Here is a 17,123-nt window from a genome sequence, read left to right as displayed (position 1 = left end):
GTGATCACCGGCTGCAGCGCTGTCGAAACCGTGCCGTTGCCCCTTCCCCGACACTTGCCCAGATCCGATCGAAGGCCGGACGGAGCTGCGGGCTGATGGCTTTCATGGTGGCATTCACCCTGCAGCGGTCGCCGAGTTTCAACATCGTTGTCAGATCGCCGTCAACGGCGCTGCTGGCCGCCGAAAGTGTTGCACCGGTGAAATCGTTCCAGAAATAAAACCGGGTCAACACAATGGACTCGTCATAGGGCGCGAGGACGACCGAACGTTTCATCATTTCTGCAATCGCAAGCGGCTCTTCGGAAATTGTCGACTGAACAGCGGCGAGACGAAGCCAAAAATTGCTGTTGGTCGGCATGCAGGAGAGCGCATATTGCAGATAGCGGCGGGCATTCGAGGCCGCGGCGACCCAGGCGTCGTAGTTGATATTGACGTTCTGCCGATCGAGCTGCGCCAGAACCAGCGTGACGCCGGCAGCGACAATGTCCGATCGGCAATAATGTCCGTCAACCACGTCGATGGCGCGCGCCGCATATCTAGCCGCGATGTCATTCGTGACAGTGTCGCCGCGCTCGATCCTTTCCGCAACGATCGAGATGCTGGCCGTTCTTATCGACGCATAGAGTTCTCGGCTGGCCAGCACCGCGAAGACCGCGGTGACGATAAGGAAAACGATCCTTGCAGGCGAAACCAGCAGACCGCCGCGCATCACTCGGTGTAGTATCGCGAATAGCGCTTATAGTAGTATTCGCTGGAGCCGAATGTCCGGTAAAGCTTCATCTGTGACGGATCGACCTTGGTCAATATCGCGCCGACGCATTTGGTATAGAGATCCGGCTCGGACAACAGGGTCGACTGAACCACCTTGCGCGAGGTCTTGCCCCACTCGATCACGAATACGACGGCATCGAGCTTCGGGTTAATGGCGCGCGCGTCGACCACAGGGGCGAGCGGCGGCAAGTCGACGATAATGTAATCGAAGCTCTGGCGCGCCATTTCAAGCAGCTGATCCATGCCGCGCGAGGCCAGCAGCTCCGAAGAGTGCGGAACGCGGTATCGCGCCACCGTCGGCAGGAATGCAAGCTTCGTTTTGGGATCGAGCAGGATGAGATCCTTGAGCGGGCGGTTATCGACGATTGCTTCAAGCAAGCCGGCTTCGGCATGGCGGCCGATCGCCCGGGTCGCTCCGGGATTTCGCATATCGCCGTCGATCAGCAGGCAACGTGCGCCCTGCATTGCCAAAAGCTTGGCAAAGTTGATGGCTGTCGTCGACTTGCCCTCGCCCGGCAGGCTCGACACGACGCCGATGACCTTGCACCGCTGATCCGCCGCGCTGATATCGATGGCGATCTTCGCGCTTCGAAGCGTCTCGGCGAATGCCGATAGCGGATGCTCCTCGACATAGGTCGTCGTCTTGCCGCCCCTGGCGATGCTGCGTGGATTGCCCGGATCGACAAGGGTCGGATCCTCGACGTTGTTCTCAATCAGCGGCATGACACCGAGAGACTCGACGTCGAGCATATCCTTGACATCGTCACCGGTGCGGAAGAAGCGATCGCGGAATTCGCGGAAAGCGCCGATGCCGCTGCCGAACGCACATCCCAGGAACATGGCAAAAGCAACAACGAGGCTTCTCTTCGGCGCGCTCGGCTTCGTCGGCGTCTCCGCGATCGTGATGATACGCGCGGCGGTAATCGGGAAGCTCTGCTGCTGGATCGCCTCCTGATAACGCGTCAGGAAGTTCTGATAGAGGTTCTTGTAGGTATCGCGCGTCCGCTCAAGCTCACGAAGCTGAACCTGGGTCTCGCCTGCCGTTGCGGCTACGCCCGTTGCCTGGTCAACGCTGTCGCGCAGCGATTTCTCGCGGGATTGCGCAACCTGCAGCTCGCTCTGATAGCTTTCGGCGATACGATTGAGTTCGTCGAACATCAGCCGTTCATATTCGGCCATTTCGGCACGCAGCCGCACCGCCTGGACGTGGTCCGGTCCAAGCCGTGCCTCGATTTCGGCCTCAAGCTTCGACGCTTCCAGATATTTCTTGCGAAGATCGTTCGAAATCGAGCTGTCGAGCACGTCGGTCACGATCGCATCGGTCTGCTTGGCCTGGATGATCGACTTGATGCGGGCATATTTCGCCTCGGCCTGCGCCGTCGCGGCCTGGGCAGTGATCAACTGGCTGTTGAGCTCGGAGAGCTGCTGTTCGCTGAGCAGCGTGCCGGATCCTGACTCGACAAGCCCATGCTCGCTGCGGAATTTCTGCACCGCGAGGTCGGTGTCCAGTGCCTGTTGCCGCAGCTCTTCTATACGCTCCTGCAGCCACTCGCCGGCTCGGCGTGTCGCCTCGTATTTGGAATTGAGCTTATCGACCATGTAAACGTCGGCAATGGCGGCGGCGATGTCTCGCGCCAAGTCCGGCGACTGCGAGGTGTAGCTGACATCGAGAACGTAGGATTTGCCCACGCGTTCGACGTCGATATTGCCCGCGACCGTTTCTGCGGCCGCTCTCCGTTGCGCTTGCGGGTCCGGTGCGACAGCCGCATCATCGGCAAACCAGGAACGAAAATTCACCAGAGACTTCAGCGTCGCGACAGAAAAGAGCGAGTTTTTCGGTGCGTTGAATACCGGGTTGTCGACCAGCTTCAGCTTGTCGACAACCGCATAGGCGATCGTATCGGACTTCAACAGCTCGACCTGGCTGAGAACCGTGCCTTCGTCATCGTCCAGTTGGCCGAAAGCGGCGAGCTGATTGATGACCTGATTGTCGCTGCGGTCGATCAACACGCTCGTGTCGGAGGTATAAACCGGCACAGCTGTCAGGACATAAACGATGCCGAGAATGGCAAAGGCGAAAGCACAAGCCGCAACGATCCGCCATTGCCGGCGAGCAATGGCAATCAGCTTGTCGAAATCGATGAAATCAGCTTCGTTTCCCGTATCGCGGGAGGGGTCGATACGCGGCGTAAGTTTATCTGGCGACAGCAATTTCGATCTCCAACAAAGGCGTCAAGCGCTAAGATCTACAGGCAAATCCAGCTATTGTGTGACGGGCACGCTCTGACTCGTCGATTGCGTCGGGTCGGTTGACGACTGCCCCGCCCCGTTTGTGCTGACTATTGTTGTCGTGGTCGAAGACGAGTCATCGCTGGCGCCGGCATTCGAAGCCCGCAGCGTACCGGCGGTCGTCGCGGCGCCGTCGAAAGGCGTGCCGTCATCCGAACCCGGACCCGTCCGCCCAATTGACCCGTCATTGCCGATACCGGGTGCGGCAGCCGCGCTTGCACCGGCCGGGCCGAGCGCCGCAGTGCCGCCTTCGGCGAGAACCTTGGCAAAGGCGGCCAGCAACGGCGCCAGGTTGGGATCGGCACTAGCCGCTTCGGCCACAGCCTTTTCGATCGCCAGCTTGAATTGCGGGTCGGTCACCTGGCAGCTGTTTGCAGCCCGCCCGAGACCAGAGCCGATCGCCGCCATCTGCAGCGCGCTGGCCTTCTTGGCCTGCTCGATCACCGGCGACAGGGCGTCGTTGCTGCTGCCGACCAGCGCGCGAACACGTGACGACAGGACCAGAGGATCGGACATCTCGAGCAGAATGGCCGGATTGGCCGTAAAGCCGCTGACGTCGACGGGAGTGAGACTTGCCGGACCCAGGCAGGCCGCCGCGAACGCGCTTGAATTCATGCCGGCAAACATTGCAAGGGCAATCCCGCCATATGCAAGCTTACGATAAACACCAGACCTTGCCATATCAACGGTTTCCTTCATCAAATCCGCTAACAGAAACAGAGTGCGGCGTCGATCGCTTCGACCGACGCCGCCTATTTCAATCAATTGCCAAGATCTTGTACCGCGTTACGGGTATCTCGGGCATCGTCCGTCACTCCGGCAACAGAGGACGATACCGAGTTTACGATGTCAAGGAACTTGACCAATTCAACAGAGTCCGAATTGGAAATATAGATAATATCCTTGTCTTCCATCTTGAATTGCTGAGCGGCAAACAAGGTTGCCGGGTCACGCATGTTGGCGCGGACGATCACCGGAACCGTCTCACCCGCAAATCTTGTCGTATCCACATGCATCGCCGCAAGCGTCTTCTTAGCCACAAGGCGATAGAGCAGAACCTGAGCCGGATCCGCACGGTCGTCGCGCAGGCCGCCGGCCTTGGCGATCGCCTCTCCGAGGGTCAGGTCGGATTCTTCGAAATCGAAACGGCCGCTGACGCCGGCGGCGCCGAGTGCAAGATAAGTGCGGCGCTCATGATCGACCGAGACCGTATCATTCGGCGCCACATAGATATTCTCCGCCGGATTCTTCAGCAGCGTATTGTAGGCGACCGTTGCCGTCTTGCCGCGGCGCTGCAGCGTCACATTCGTTTCGATATTGTTGGTCGTCAAGCCGCCTGCGGCGGAAATGACATCGAGAACGCGCTCACCGGCCGGGCTGATCGTGATGCGCTGAGGATTGTTGACGTCACCGAGCACGGCCACCTGGCTGGAGCGGCTGGTCGTTGTCGTAATAACCACCTGCGGCTCGATCGCCCGGCTGGCCAGCCGATCTTCGACGTCCTGCTCCACAGTCTCCTTCAGGCGACCGGCGGCCGGAACGCGACCGGCATAGGGGATCGTGATCGTTCCGTTTCGATCGATGGTCTGCTCCGGCAGATTGATATAATTGCCGGGTCGGCTGCCGGCATCCGACGGAATGAACAACCCCCCGGACTGAGCTTCGAAGATGGCAACCTGGACGACGTCGCCATAACCAAGCGGAATTTCAGGTGCCCCGCCGCGACCACCGCCAAACCCTTTGAAGGAGGTCGGCTGCGGAGTGGTAAAATATGGCAGGACGTTCTTGCTGAGATCAACCAGGGCGTAGTCGATACCGACGCGACGCTCCTTCGTTGTGACTTTCACTGCCGCATCTCGATCAACGTCTTTGTGATCGGGACCGGATCTTGGCAAGGACGTGCAGCTTGCCAATATACTCGTTAGCGCTACAACAATGGCGACGCGTGTACTACCGATAGGAAAACAACCCATAGAATAACCTGTGTTGACGCCCCTGAAGCTACTGCCTCGCAATCTTACAAAATACAAGACAATCCCTGACCAATAATCACTGTAGGCGGATTAACAATCCTCTAACTGTGGCGGGCTGGCAACGCCAAGCCCTTCACCAAGCGAATACGCTGCAATCCGGCTTCTCTGTTGCCGGCAACGGCCTGAAGGCTGCCCCCGCTATAAAATCTCTTGCGTTTCAGAGTCAACAGCGCGTTACCCCCCAATCGGTATTTTCGAAAAACCTTCATGAAACCATCTGTTCAATCATCGACCATCGACCGGCCGCACATATTGCCGTTCCGCTTCGCTGCCATTGCGTCCAAGGCTGATGGCGACAACGGCGCTGAGGAAAGCGGCGAAAAATACTGCAAAGCCTGGTATTTGCAGCGAAAAATCAACCGCGGCATGAAGGGCGACCAATACCGTCGCCGCCAGACCAAGAAGAACATAATGTCTCAGGCGGCGCCTTTGAGCGAGCCCCCGCCAAAACACTCTGACAAGCACCGAGAAGGCAATGATCGCCGCGATCGGAAATATGATTCCGAGGCCCAGAAATCCTTCGAGATAGAAATTATGAGCGCGATCGAAGATCCCGAAAATGCCACAGGCCGGATCGCGATAGGCGGAAAATACGGTGCGGAAGGTGCCAAGACCCGTCCCCGTCACCCAATGATCCGAAATGGCACGCCAAATACCGGGCAGGATGCAGAAACGATCGTCATCCTCAAGACGCCGCTGTTGCGCGCGCAAAATCGCCTGGCCGGCAAACATGCTCAGCAACAGGACGACGAAAGTCATCGCCGAAAGAAGCTTCACTATCGACCGCCATCTTGGCGTTCGCCTCATATGGCGCCTGGAGCTGTTCCAGGAGATGACGAGCCATGGAAAATAGATGAGAGCGGCAACAAAGGTCGCGAATATCCCAGCGCGTGATCGGCTCAGCATCAGCGCGGTGAAACACGCGCACAACAGCAGAATGTAGATCCACACTCTCAAGAGAAGAACGTTTCGGCCCGGCTCGCCGGGCGGATGATTGGAATAGGAACGGGCAATGTCTCTGACCACGGTCATCATGAGCAGCGTGCCTACCCCGAGGAACGTCGCGGCGGTATTGCGGTTGACGAACACGGCCGTCAGGCTGTCGAGGTAGGCGTGTTTTTCGATGACGATCAGGACGTTGGGAAACATCGAAAATTGTATCAGACTGAAAACCGCAATCACGCCCGCCGTGAGCCCTAGGCTGGCCAGCACTTTCCGCGCCCGTTGATCGGTATCGCATAACACCAGTCCGGTCAGGAAAGTCACGAAAGGCAGAGCCACCCAGAGAATCGAGGCAAGCGTGTCGGCCGGCTCGACGGAGATCGCCGCGTATTGAACGCCCGCCAGTTCACGCGCAGCGCTCCAGGCGGGGTTTGCCAGCCAATTGGCTGGCAATTCGACTGTCTGGACGAACGTCCACCCCGTCAGCACGACCAGCAGAAACAGAGCCACGCTGAACACCCATCCGGCCTGCCTCGGCTCTCCAAACAGCAGCCCCGCAATTATGGCCAGAGCAAACATCCCGATCGCAGCAAAGGCGAAAGGAAACGGCGTGACGCTTCCGAACGGAATGAGCGTTAATACTACAAGACCAATGAAGGCAAAGAGGATTGTCTCCCGCAGGACCTGCCCGTTGATGAGGTTGGATAACATTTCGATTCGCTCACCAGCCGCGGCATTCGAGAGAGATACAACCAATACGGTTAATATACTCGTACTAACATAAGTTGCATATCAAACACTTGCGTGTTAAAGTGCGACAGAATTCCACATCGTTTAAAATTGTCGCGAAAGGCTTAAGCCAATCGAGACCGGCCCCGATTATGCTCCCTTCAAGCAGCAGAAACGGGACAGACGTTCTGCGCCCAATACTTGGCAGATCACTGATCCGCCATGCCATTGACTGAGAAAAAAGGCAAGCCTGATCTCAATCGGTTGCCCTGAACGGGGATTAAGAGATGAAGAAGACGTTCGTTACACTTCTGACACTGGCTTTTACAGCAACGAATGCCTGCTCTGCGTTCGCCGCCGGCCCCGCAGGCTTTGCCCGCGGCCTGACCAGCGGTTCGGCAGTGAGCTATATCTCTGAAAAAGGAACGATCATTCCGCCTTTCGCTCAGGTGCTGTTCTGCGCCCAGAACCCCGCCGAATGCCGCGACAACAATGGTTTGTCGGTCATCACGCTGACGGACAGGGAAATGCTGCAGTTGAAGGATGTCAACAACACCGTCAATCGTACGATGATCGGCAGAAACGACTCCCGCAACGAACTGAACGGCGATGTCTGGAAGGTGAATGTCCGCAGCGGCGACTGTGAGGATTTTGCGCTGACCAAGCGCAGTCGGCTGATGGCAATGGGCTGGTCGTCGCGCGCTTTGCGGATTGCAACGGCTTATACGCCCTCCGGCGAAGGACATGCGGTCCTCGTGGTCAGAACCGACAAGGGCGACCTGGTGCTCGACAACAGGAAAAGCAGCATCAAGAACTGGCGCGATACCGATCTGCGCTGGGACAAAATTCAATCGGATACCGACCCTTATGTCTGGTATCGCCTGTGAAAACCGGCGCGGCTGGGGCAATTCCGGCAAGGCCGTGACGAGCCTGAGCCGCCGCAACGCCCCCATCTAAATAATTAATTTCACCCGTCCCGGGGTTGAGGTCGAGCCAGCTCCGATGCCGGCTCGACTTGTCATATCCCCCACACAAACCTATGTTTTTGCTGTCGACAGGGCAGCTGACGCGGGTCGCTGTGCCCCGAGTTGGAATTCCGATATGGGCCACAAAGGCGATCTTCGATGTTGTCTTTTCGGCCAGATTAAGTATGACGGGGCCCATGCTGCGACGCAGCATGACGTTCTACTCTAATGATTTGAGGGAAATATGCGCATCACAATGATTGGATCAGGCTATGTCGGCCTCGTTTCAGGCGTTTGCTTTGCGGATTTCGGCCACGACGTCATCTGCGTCGACAAGGATCTGAGTAAGATCGAGGCCCTTCGCGAAGGCCGCATTCCGATTTACGAGCCAGGTCTCGATCAATTGGTCGCCGAAAACACCAGCACCGGCCGCCTGTCCTTTTCGACGGATGTCGGCGAAAGCGTTCGCGGCGCCGACGTCGTGTTCATCGCGGTCGGTACGCCCTCCCGGCGCGGCGACGGCCATGCCGATCTCTCCTATGTTTATGCGGCTGCACGCGAGATCGCAACCTACGTGGAAGGCTTCACCGTCGTCGTCACCAAGTCGACGGTGCCGGTTGGCACCGGGGATGAGGTTGAGCGCATCATCCGCGAAACCAATCCCACAGCCGATGTCGCTGTCGTTTCCAATCCCGAGTTTCTCCGCGAGGGCGCGGCGATCGAAGATTTCAAGCGTCCCGACCGCATCGTCGTCGGCCTGAACGACGACCGGGCGCGCGAAGCCATGACCGAAGTCTATCGGCCGCTTTATCTCAACCAGGCGCCGCTGGTCTTCACGTCCCGCCGCACCTCCGAACTGATCAAGTATGCTGCCAACGCCTTCCTGGCGATGAAGATCACCTTCATCAACGAGATCGCCGATCTCTGCGAGCGGGTTGATGCGAATGTCCAGGACGTTTCGCGCGGCATCGGTCTCGACGGCCGTATCGGCGGCAAGTTCCTGCACGCCGGCCCCGGTTACGGCGGCTCGTGCTTCCCCAAGGATACGCTGGCCCTCGCCAAGACCGCCCAGGATTTCGACGCACCGGTCCGTCTTATCGAAACGACGATCTCGATCAACGACAACCGCAAGCGGGCGATGGGACGCAAGGTGATTTCGGCGGTCGGCGGCGACATTCGCGGCAAGAAGATCGCGATTCTCGGCCTGACCTTCAAGCCGAACACCGACGACATGCGCGACAGCCCGGCCATAGCCATCATCCAGACCCTGCAGGACAATGGAGCCCAGGTGGTCGGCTACGATCCCGAAGGCATGGAGAACGCCCGCAAGGTCATCGAGAATATCGAATATGCGAGCGGTCCCTATGAAGCAGCCGCTGGCGCGGACGCGCTGGTCATCGTCACCGAATGGAACCAGTTCCGTGCACTCGATTTCAATCGCCTGAAGCAGTCGATGCGGGCTCCGGTCCTGGTCGACCTGCGCAATATCTACCGCAGCGACGAAATCCGCAAACACGGCTTTACCTATACCGGTATCGGCACCAATCTCTTCCAGGAAACGACCAACTCCTGATAAAGTCTACTGAGGTGCAACATCCTGACGCCGCGGAATTTAAATCCCGCGGCGTTTTTTAATGCATGCCGTGCGGAGGCTTGCCGTAGCTCCGAACGACATGGGTGAAAAAGCAGCAACAGCGCGTCGTCAAACACCGCAAGCACGTATCGCACGACACCATGCTCTCATGTCTACAGGATTCCGACGCGCGTCCCTTTGATCGTTAGCACGGTCAGGCGGCCCGTTGCCGAAACCGCGGTATCGATACCGATACGTTGCGGACCGAAGGTCGGGATTCGCGCCGGGGTGTGCCCATGAATCACAAGGACAGGAAGCTGCGGTCCTTCGTCCAGAAAGGGCTGGCGGATCCACATAAGGTCGCTGTCCTTCTGTTTCTTGAGATCGATGCCGGGTCTGATGCCCGCATGGACAAAGACGACCCTTCCCATCCGCAGCATGATCGGCAGCGATTCCAGGAATTGGATATGCCGCTCCGGTATCATGTTGTGGATGACGCGGGCGATCATATCGCTTCCAGCCGCCGATTGCAGCAGATGCTCGATGTCGATGCCGTATGAATTCAGCGTCTCCGTCCCGGCAAAACCAAGCCATTCAAGAATGCGCGTCGGTTTGCGATAGAGCTTCACCAGCTCGGCATCGTGATTGCCACACAGAGCGAGACGCTGAAATCCCGGCGGCGGCGGCTTGCTCAGGAACTCCAGCACTGCGCTCGAATCCGGTCCGCGATCGACATAATCGCCGAGCAGGAGAATGAGTTTCGGTCCCTGAATGCGCTCGGCATCCGCTTCGATGCGGCGATGCGCATCGACGAGCTCGCTATAACATCCGTGGACGTCGCTCATCGCATAGACCGCGGCGAAATCGCCCTCGGCAAATGTCAGCCGAGCGCGCTTCTGATGGCTGCCAGTCAATATCGGTATCTGTTGTCGCCACGGGACGAGATAGTTGAACATGTAACCCATTTGTGAGACCCGGCCGCGTGACGGGCTGTCGGAACTGATCCAGTTCTCACCCATCGCGCAACGGCACGAAGCTTAGTGTTCATAAGAAGTTGGCCTGATCACGACCGCGTCGACATTGTAGCCTGAACCTATTGCCACATTCAAAACGACGAACCTATCGCCATCGTGCTGAACCGCCCACGCCAGCTTCGCACGGCTGGGCGCGGCCGGAAACCGTTCATCCTTGTCGCACCCGCTCGAAAGCGCAAGCGTCTCCTGGATGTTCACCATCTGGGCGCCAAGCGCTCGAACGATTTTCGCGCCGCGATGGACCGACGAGAATGTAAGGAATCGCATCTGCCGATCGGCTGCCGGCGGCACGTGGTTAGGCGTCCCCAGGCCGCTTGCCGGGCATGGCAGAATGGCTGCCGCGAACAACAGCGCTTCGTATTGATCCATAATCAAGAAGATGTTTCGATTAATATTTCTCAGTGATTTAATATATGTCAGTTAACGCTTGGTTAATCTTGTCCTTATCTATCCTATCCTGCAAAATTTAGCTGCATCGCTCAATATTTCTGCGCTTGGAAGAACTGGGGGACTGTCAATTTTCCACAGGCAAGGTCTTCGAAAAAGCTGTATAAATCAACCAAAACGAGAGCCTCCCGGAAAAAATGAACGTTAAAGCAGATCATGCTTGACGACCTTGCGACACAGCATAAAGATGGCGCGTTGCGAGCGCGAATAACATTCTTGATCAAGAATCTCAGGTCCAAAACTGCGGGGTGCAAAGTGGAAACTGCGGTTGATTCGAAACTTATCGAGGCGATTACCTACGACGAAGACAGCCGGCATCTACGGGTCTATCTGACCAACGGTCAGAGGCGAGAATATGAAGGCGTTCCCAAAGGTGTCGTCGTCGGCTTGACGATGGCGGAGTCACCGGGGAATTTTTATATGAAGGCAATCAGGGGCAAATATCCTCCTCGTCCCTAGAACATGGACGATTTAGGCCCAGTCGGCCTAAATCTGAATCCTGTTCTAAATTGAAGAGTAAGAGCATGATGTCGTGGGAAAACCGCTCACACTTTTTGGCATTATGCTCCAGCATCGCCCCGAAAATCGGAAGCGCATTTCGGAGGGCACGCTGCGGGCATTGAAAGTGCTGCAGCGTCCTTTCCGCGAATCCCAAAGAGATAGAGCACTTTTGGTGGCATCTCGATTGGCGATGCCAAATCGTCGTTTGAGCGATGCGGGACCGGTTTTCGCCGGCCCCGCAATTCGGCTGTCTCCGATTAACGGCGCAATCGATCAATAACCGCTGAAGAGATCGCGAACTGCATCGATCTCGAGCGGCGCGATCTCATGGCCACCGGGATGCCAGACCGTGCCGATCTCGGCGCCGCGGCCTTTGAGGTGTTGCGACAATGCTTCGGTTAAGGCCACCGGAGCGATCGGATCCCGCCGCCCGGCCGTCACCAGCACCTTCCTTCCCGCCAATGTCGAGCTGGCTTCCGGTTGAAACGGAATGAGTGGGTGCATCAGAACCGCCAGGTCGAAGATACCCTTCTCGATCAGCACATTGGCAAGAATATTGGCACCATTCGAAAAGCCCAGGCCGAGAATTCGGGAAGACTGATGCTCGTCAGCGGCTGCCTTGACATAGGCCGCCATCTTCTCCGTCGCCCGTGAAAGGTCGGCCATGTCGTAGACCCCCTCACCGCTGCGCCGGAAGAACCGCGCAGCGCCATGTTCGGAAACATCGCCGCGCGGAGCAAGAACCGTTGCTTCCGGCAGCAGCTGGCGGCCGAAATCAAAGAGCTGGTTTTCGTCGCCGCCGGTGCCGTGCAACACGATCAGAATTGGTTTGCCAGGTGCGCCGGCATGCAGCCGGTGCACATATCCAGTTTCGGTCATGCCCCTCTCCTTACGCCTCGAGCGGCTGCAGATGCTGCTCGAGCAGCGCCCGAAGATGGGCGTGCTGCTGCGGCAGCTTCAAGGCCTCACCGAGATGGGCCGTATCCTCGTCGCGGTTGAAGCCGGGTTCATTGGTCGCGACCTCGAACAGAACGCCACCTGGCGTACGGAAATAGATCGCCCAGAAATAATCTCGGTCGATCACCGGTGTCACCTGATAGCCGGTGTCCATCAGCGCCTTGCGCACTTCGAGCTGCTTTTCACGGTTTTCAACCGCAAACGCGACATGGTGGACAGAGCCGGCGCCGGGAAGCGCGCGGGCAATGCTCGGCATGGTCTCAAGGTCGATGAGATGCGCGCCGTTGCCGTCAGGCTTGATCAGCCGTTTGACCCCATCCTTTTCCTCGGCGACTTCATAGCCCATGAACTTCAGCAGTTCGGCCGTAGCGCCCTCATCCCTCAGCCGCATCGCGACGGAGTGGAAGCCGCGAATGGCATGATCCTCGCTGATGCCGCCATGCGTCCACGGCTGGCGGCCATCGTCCTTGACTTCGACGAGCGCGAAGCCGTCACCGTCGGGACCGGCGAAGTTCAGGCGCTTTTCGCCGAAGCTTTCATCGCTCTTCAAGCCGCCGACGCCGAGTGCGGCAAAGCGATCGTTCCAGAAGCCGAGCGAGCCTTGCGGAACGGAAAACACCGTCGTACCGACCTCGCCGGTGCCAGGCCGGCCCTGCGCCATCTTCGGAAACGGGAAATAGGTCATGATCGTGCCTGGCGCACCCGTCTCGTCACCATAATAGAGATGATAGACATCCGGGGCGTCGAAATTCACAGTCTTCTTGACCCGGCGAAGGCCAAGCGCATGGGTAAAGAACCGATTGTTGGTGCGGGCGTCCTCCGCCATCGACGTGACGTGGTGCAGACCCTTGATCTGATCGAGCATGTGAGACCCCTTTCTCGCCCGCCGCTTGCGGGCTTTCGATGGATCATAAATGCGCTCGGTTAGGCCTTCGGAATAGACGTTGAGACCAAAACGCATTGTCTCCTTTTTGTGAACGCTGATCCACTTGCGTTCAATTTAAGAGCCGTGAGGATCGACCGGCAACTGCCAGTCGATCGGCGTCCGCCCGCGGGACTGCAGGAAGGCATTCGCCTTGGAAAAATGCTTGCAGCCAAAAAAACCATTATGGGCTGAAAGCGGCGACGGATGCGGCGCTTTGAGCACCATATGCCGCGCCGTATCGACAAAAGCGGCCTTGCGTTGGGCATAAGAACCCCAGAGCATGAAGACGGCGGATTCGCATTCGTCGTTGACCTTGCGAATGACGGCATCGGTGAAGCGTTCCCAACCCTTGCCCTGATGGGCCGCCGCCTGCCCTTCCTCGACTGTCAGCACGCTGTTCAGCAGCAGCACGCCCTGCCGCGCCCAATGCTCGAGAAAACCGTGACGCGCCGGCACTATACCAAGATCGGCCTCCATCTCCTTGTAGATATTGACGAGCGAGGGCGGTATGCGCACGCCGGGCCGGACGCTGAAACATAATCCATGCGCCTGCCCTAGCCCATGATAGGGATCCTGGCCGAGGATCACGGCCTTGACGTTGGCAATCGGTGTCAGGTCAAGAGCACGGAAATATTCGCTGCCTTTGGGAAATATCCGTTTTCCCACCTGCTTCTGCGCGACCAGGAAGGATTTGAGCTGCTGCATGTAGGGACTTGAGAACTCCCCCTCGAGGGCGGACTTCCAGCTCTCCTCGAGACTGACGGATGTATCGCTCATCGGCAAACCCTCGATATAGGACAAAACAATGGATATATACGGTTCTAACAAAATGGCCTGATGCCGCAATGGCTGTCGGTCTCGCGGCGGCCCCTCGAAACCTGGCGAGTGGGCGCAACCTTGTTGGTGGCTTCACCTTCCGTGTTTAACTATAAGCCTGCTTCGGTATTTACGCCGGCTGGCGGGCTGAGTAGAACTTTGGTCATGACAATCGGAGCTTGTCTTCACATGAAATTTGGCACGAGCGGCCTTCGTGGACTTTCCGTCGACCTCAAGGGACGCGCCTCCGCCCTCTACGCCACCGCGTTCGGCAAATATCTGCTGGAGACCGGCAAAGCACGGGCCGGCGACGTCATTCTGATCGGACGCGACTTTCGCGATTCAAGCCCTGAAATCTCGGCGAACTGTGCCGGTGCGCTGACGGCACTCGGCTTCCGTGTCTTCGACTGCGGCAATGTGCCGACGCCGGCGCTGGCCCTTTATGGCCTCGAAAGCAAGGCCGCCTGCCTGATGGTCACGGGCTCGCATATCCCGGCAGACCGCAACGGCATCAAATTCTATCGCCCGGATGGCGAGATCGACAAATCGGACGAGGCGGCGATCACCGCACAGGCAGCCGAGATCGAACGAAACGGCCAAGCGCTGATCGAGGCGCCGCCGGCCAAGATCGAAGACCATGAGGCAATCTGCCGGCAGCTGTTTTTCGAACGCAATACGGCCCTGCTTCCGCAAGGCGCGCTGTCCGGGCTGAAGATCGGCGTCTACCAGCACAGCACGGTCGCTCGCGATTTCCTGATCGACGTCCTCGCCCACTACGGTGCCGAGCTCATCGCCCTCGGCCGTTCGGAAAGTTTCATCCCGGTCGACACCGAAGCCGTTTCCGATGAGACGATCGCGCTGATGAGGCGCTGGGTCGTCGAGCACAACCTCGATGCAATCGTTTCGACCGACGGCGACGGCGACCGCCCTCTGGTCGCGGATGAAACCGGCACACCCTTGCGCGGCGACCTTCTCGGCCTTGTCGCCGCCAACTTCCTGCAGGCCCGCACGGTGGTGACGCCGGTGACCTCCAATTCCGGCATCGAGGCAGCCGGCACTTTCGCCGTCAGGCGCACGCGTGTCGGTTCGCCCTTCGTCATTTCGGGCATGGATGAGGCAGTGGCAGCCGGCGAGGATAACGTTATGGGCTTTGAAGCCAATGGCGGCTTGCTGACGGCAACCACCTTCGATGTCAATGGCCGGAACCTGCGCGCCCTGCCGACGCGTGATTGTTGTATTCCGATGCTGGCAGTCCTGTCGGTCGCGGCCGCTCGCAGGCAACCGCTTTCTGCGGTTGCCGCCTCTTATAAGCTGCCCTTTGCCGCCGCCGATCGTCTGGAGAATTTCCCGGTCGAGACGAGCGCGGCATTGATGGAACATCTGCGCGCCGCGGATGAAAATCTTGCCTCCTTCCTGCAGCCGATCGGCACGGTAGCGACAAAATCCGATATCGATGGGCTGCGGGTGACACTGACCGATGGCCGGATCATCCATTTCCGCCCATCCGGCAATGCTCCGGAAATGCGCTGCTACGTGGAAGCAGCGAGCGAATCCGCAGCCCGCGACCTGCTGCACAGCGGGCTCGACAGAATAAGAGGCTGGGCAGCCGGCCGCTAACATGCAACGAATAAGCCGTTTATTTCAAGGAACCCGCCTATGACGCAGAAAATCGTTCCCGTGATCATGGCCGGCGGCAAAGGCACGCGGCTCTGGCCGCTTTCCCGTGCCACCGCGCCGAAACAATTCATCCAGTTCGTGGGCGACAAGACGCTGTTTCAGGACACGCTCGAACGCGTTTCCGATCCCGAGCTCTATGAAGCCCCGATCATCGTCACAAATGAAGAGTTCCGCTTTCTGGTTGCCGAGCAGGCGCGCGAGCTCGCCCGTCCGCTTGCCGCCGTTCTGCTCGAACCGGTCGCCCGTAATACTGCCGCGGCGGTCGCTGCCGCAGCGACGCTGGCTGCCGACCTTTTCGGCAAGAATGCCATCATCCAGATGCTCGCTTCGGATCACGAGATTCTCGCCGATAAGAGCTATTTCGACTGTATCCGCATTGCCCGCGAGGCGGCTGTCGACGGCAGGCTTGTCACCTTCGGGATCAACCCGACCGAACCGGCGACGGGCTACGGCTATATCGAGATCGGCGACGCGCTGGAGAACGGCGCCCACAAGGTGAGCCGCTTCGTCGAGAAACCGGCGCTGGAAGAAGCCCAGCGGATGCTCGCCGACGGCGGCTTCTACTGGAATTCGGGCATCTTCATGTTCCCGGTAACGGAACTTCTTGCCGAACTGCAGGAATATGCGCCGGAGGTGCTCAAAGCCGCGAGCAAGGCCGTTTCCAAGGCAAGCCGCGACCTCGATTTCACCCGCCTCGATGCCGATCATTTCGCCAAGAGCCCGGATATCTCGATCGACTATGCGATCATGGAAAAGACCGCGAAGGCCGCCGTCGTCCCCTCGCCGTTCCGCTGGTCTGACATGGGCAGCTGGGATGCCGTCTGGAAATCAGGAAAACGCGACGACAACGGCAATGTCGCTGCCGCGAACACGACCGTAGTCAACACCCGCAATTCGCTGGTCATGACCCATGGCGTGCATCTTGCCGTCCAGGGCATGGAGGATGTCGCCGTTATCGCCAGCGAGGACGCGGTCTACGTCGGCCCGCTCAAGGACAGCCAGAACGTCGGACAATTGGTCAAGATGCTGGCCTCCTCGTCGGCGACGGCGAAGTTCACCGAAACGCATCCGACGTCCTACCGCCCCTGGGGCGGCTATACCTCGATCTTCAACGGCGATCGCTTCCAGGTGAAGCGCATCTTCGTCACGCCGGGCAAGAAGCTTTCGCTGCAAAAACACCACCACCGCTCCGAACACTGGGTCGTCGTCAAGGGAACGGCCGAAGTGACGGTTGGTGAGAATGTGCGCATGCTGCGCGAGAACGAAAGTGTCTACATCCCGCTCGGCGAAGTCCATCGTCTCGCCAACCCCGGCAAGATCGTCCTCGAACTGATCGAGGTACAGACGGGCTCCTATCTTGGCGAGGACGACATCATCCGCATTGTCGACGAGTTCGGAAGAACATAAGGCTGGCCTGGAACAGCTGGCGGCCCAAGGCAACGCGCCGCCAATTCCGTCCCGATC

General features: G+C 58.6%; 15 protein-coding genes. 5 read left to right on the top strand and 10 right to left on the bottom strand.

Features of this window, described 5'->3' with window-relative positions:
• Positions 1 to 4 precede the first annotated feature (4 nt).
• From EFD56_RS25785 to EFD56_RS25765, 5 genes are all read right to left on the bottom strand, one after another.
• Positions 5 to 709, bottom strand: a complete 705-nt coding sequence (locus EFD56_RS25785; protein ID WP_126906652.1) for a hypothetical protein — start codon at positions 707 to 709, stop codon at positions 5 to 7.
• Positions 709 to 2,982: a polysaccharide biosynthesis tyrosine autokinase gene (locus EFD56_RS25780; RefSeq protein WP_004676372.1), complete on the bottom strand. Its 2,274-nt coding sequence runs from the start codon at positions 2,980 to 2,982 to the stop codon at positions 709 to 711. The genes EFD56_RS25785 and EFD56_RS25780 overlap by 1 nt, the downstream gene beginning before the upstream one ends.
• A 51-nt stretch (positions 2,983 to 3,033) precedes the next feature.
• Positions 3,034 to 3,741, bottom strand: a complete 708-nt coding sequence (locus EFD56_RS25775; RefSeq protein ID WP_126906651.1) for a sugar transporter — start codon at positions 3,739 to 3,741, stop codon at positions 3,034 to 3,036.
• A gap of 80 nt (positions 3,742 to 3,821) precedes the next feature.
• Positions 3,822 to 5,033 (bottom strand): polysaccharide biosynthesis/export family protein, encoded by a 1,212-nt coding sequence (locus tag EFD56_RS25770; RefSeq protein ID WP_012484909.1) that lies wholly within the window; start codon positions 5,031 to 5,033, stop codon positions 3,822 to 3,824.
• Between the two features lie 285 nt (positions 5,034 to 5,318).
• Positions 5,319 to 6,746 (bottom strand): O-antigen ligase family protein, encoded by a 1,428-nt coding sequence (locus tag EFD56_RS25765; protein WP_064818827.1) that lies wholly within the window; start codon positions 6,744 to 6,746, stop codon positions 5,319 to 5,321.
• A 305-nt stretch (positions 6,747 to 7,051) separates the two neighbouring features.
• On the opposite strand from EFD56_RS25765, the gene EFD56_RS25760 reads away from it, so the two are divergent.
• Both EFD56_RS25760 and EFD56_RS25755 read left to right on the top strand, forming a co-directional pair.
• A complete protein-coding gene (locus tag EFD56_RS25760) occupies positions 7,052 to 7,651 on the top strand; it encodes a transglutaminase-like cysteine peptidase (RefSeq protein WP_126906650.1) in 600 nt (199 codons plus the stop codon).
• Between the two features lie 322 nt (positions 7,652 to 7,973).
• Entirely contained in the window at positions 7,974 to 9,302 is a 1,329-nt protein-coding gene (locus tag EFD56_RS25755) for a UDP-glucose dehydrogenase family protein (protein ID WP_041683749.1), read from the top strand.
• Between the two features lie 173 nt (positions 9,303 to 9,475).
• On the opposite strand, the gene EFD56_RS25750 is transcribed toward EFD56_RS25755, so the two are convergent.
• Both EFD56_RS25750 and EFD56_RS25745 read right to left on the bottom strand, forming a co-directional pair.
• Positions 9,476 to 10,267: a metallophosphoesterase gene (locus EFD56_RS25750; RefSeq protein ID WP_037116596.1), complete on the bottom strand. Its 792-nt coding sequence runs from the start codon at positions 10,265 to 10,267 to the stop codon at positions 9,476 to 9,478.
• A 72-nt stretch (positions 10,268 to 10,339) separates the two neighbouring features.
• Positions 10,340 to 10,705, bottom strand: coding sequence for a hypothetical protein (locus EFD56_RS25745; RefSeq protein WP_126906687.1), 366 nt, complete (start codon positions 10,703 to 10,705; stop codon positions 10,340 to 10,342).
• 294 nt (positions 10,706 to 10,999) lie between these two features.
• Here EFD56_RS25745 and EFD56_RS25735 point away from each other — a divergent pair, with 294 nt between their 5' ends.
• Positions 11,000 to 11,242 (top strand): KTSC domain-containing protein, encoded by a 243-nt coding sequence (locus EFD56_RS25735; protein ID WP_012484916.1) that lies wholly within the window; start codon positions 11,000 to 11,002, stop codon positions 11,240 to 11,242.
• Between the two features lie 315 nt (positions 11,243 to 11,557).
• Here EFD56_RS25735 and EFD56_RS25730 read toward each other — a convergent pair whose 3' ends face one another.
• From EFD56_RS25730 to ung, 3 genes are all read right to left on the bottom strand, one after another.
• Positions 11,558 to 12,163, bottom strand: a complete 606-nt coding sequence (locus EFD56_RS25730; RefSeq protein ID WP_126906648.1) for an alpha/beta hydrolase — start codon at positions 12,161 to 12,163, stop codon at positions 11,558 to 11,560.
• A 10-nt stretch (positions 12,164 to 12,173) separates the two neighbouring features.
• Positions 12,174 to 13,106 (bottom strand): VOC family protein, encoded by a 933-nt coding sequence (locus EFD56_RS25725; RefSeq protein ID WP_126906686.1) that lies wholly within the window; start codon positions 13,104 to 13,106, stop codon positions 12,174 to 12,176.
• 135 nt (positions 13,107 to 13,241) lie between these two features.
• Positions 13,242 to 13,943, bottom strand: a complete 702-nt coding sequence (ung, locus tag EFD56_RS25720; RefSeq protein ID WP_126906647.1) for a uracil-DNA glycosylase — start codon at positions 13,941 to 13,943, stop codon at positions 13,242 to 13,244.
• 228 nt (positions 13,944 to 14,171) lie between these two features.
• Between ung and EFD56_RS32965 the strand changes: the two genes are divergently transcribed.
• Positions 14,172 to 15,599, top strand: a complete 1,428-nt coding sequence (locus EFD56_RS32965) for a phosphomannomutase (protein WP_183819969.1) — start codon at positions 14,172 to 14,174, stop codon at positions 15,597 to 15,599.
• 39 nt (positions 15,600 to 15,638) lie between these two features.
• Positions 15,639 to 17,066 (top strand): mannose-1-phosphate guanylyltransferase/mannose-6-phosphate isomerase, encoded by a 1,428-nt coding sequence (locus EFD56_RS32960; protein ID WP_064818833.1) that lies wholly within the window; start codon positions 15,639 to 15,641, stop codon positions 17,064 to 17,066.
• Positions 17,067 to 17,123: the final 57 nt, after the last annotated feature.

The sequence above is a fragment of the Rhizobium phaseoli genome (assembly GCF_003985125.1).
GTDB classification, from domain to species: domain Bacteria; phylum Pseudomonadota; class Alphaproteobacteria; order Rhizobiales; family Rhizobiaceae; genus Rhizobium; species Rhizobium phaseoli.
The sequence above is the reverse complement of the archived record's forward strand: the minus strand, read 5'-3'. Positions and strand labels throughout refer to the sequence as shown.